The 470-nt window shown below is 62.3% G+C and carries 1 protein-coding gene; it reads right to left on the reverse strand.

Annotation, left to right across the window (positions count from 1 at the left end):
* The coding region (locus LRF89_RS13355; RefSeq protein ID WP_238637391.1) for a PAS domain-containing protein at positions 1 to 470 on the reverse strand (470 nt) is incomplete at both ends.

Consider the following 470-nt stretch of genomic DNA (forward strand, 5'->3'; position numbering starts at 1 on the left):
GAGATCCCGGTAATGGGCCTCGCGTTCGGCGAGCTCGCGCTGAAGGGTCCGTTGCTCGGTGACATCCTGAACCGTGCCGCGCACCATCCGGGGCTGCCCCCAGGCATCGAGTTCTGTATATCCGCGCCCAAGCAGAATGCGCTCGCTGCCCTCCGGGCCCGTGATTCGATGCTCGACTTCAAAAGCCTGGCCGGACAGGGCCTGTTCCAGGGCTGATTGGAGTTGTGAGCGGTCGGGCTCAAGGATCCGGGCGAGATACGTCTCCAGATCCAGGGTCTCGGTTCGCGGGTCGATCCCGAAAAGCTCGTAAACCTCGCCGGAGCAAAAGAGCGACTTCGACTCGACATCCAGGATCCAGTGCCCGAGGCGGGCGATGCGCTTGACCTCGAGTAGATCCCGTTCATGCTCGCGCAGCGCGTGCTCGGCCTCCTTGATTTGTTGAATGTCTACGTGCGTGCCCACCATGTAGA

The organism is Halorhodospira sp. 9621 (assembly GCF_022228055.1).
GTDB classification, from domain to species: domain Bacteria; phylum Pseudomonadota; class Gammaproteobacteria; order Nitrococcales; family Halorhodospiraceae; genus Halorhodospira; species Halorhodospira halophila_A.